At 70.4% G+C, this 506-nt stretch carries 1 protein-coding gene; it reads right to left on the bottom strand.

The features are described from left to right. The coding region (locus tag N801_RS22235) for an ABC transporter substrate-binding protein (RefSeq protein ID WP_035941096.1) at positions 1-506 on the bottom strand (506 nt) is incomplete at both ends.

Genomic DNA, 506 nt, shown 5'->3' with positions numbered 1-506 from the left:
CGACCACGCTGGCGCCCGCGGCCTTGATCCGCTGCACGTCCTCGGTCGGGATTTCCTCGATCGCGCCCACCTGGCGGCTGATCAGCGAGCCGACCCGGACGCTGCCTTCCGACACGGTCTGGAACGTGACCTGGTCGAGCCAGGCCGGCCCCTGATGCTCGGCGTTGGGCGAGGCCCACTGGTAGTCGGCGCGGCGCTTGAGGACGATGCGGTCATTCTTGACCACCTGCGCGATCACGAACGGGCCGGTGCCGATCAGCGCGCCCTGGCAGCGTTCTTCCGGCGTTTTGGCGAGCGTGGCGGGCGCCAGCGGCGCCAGGGTCTTTTCGGTGAGGGCCTGCAGGAAGCCGGCCTTGGGATGGTCGAAGCGCAGCGCCACCGTCAACGGGTCGATCACGTCGGCGCCCAGGTAGCCGGTCAGGTAGCCGGCGGCCTGCGGCGCCCGCCCTTCCCTGGCGTACACGGCCAGGGCATCGAAGTTGGCCTTGACGCTGGCGGCGTCGAAA

This window comes from Knoellia aerolata DSM 18566, assembly GCF_000768695.1.
GTDB lineage: Bacteria > Actinomycetota > Actinomycetes > Actinomycetales > Dermatophilaceae > Knoellia > Knoellia aerolata.
This window is presented reverse-complemented; position numbering and strand designations above follow the sequence as displayed.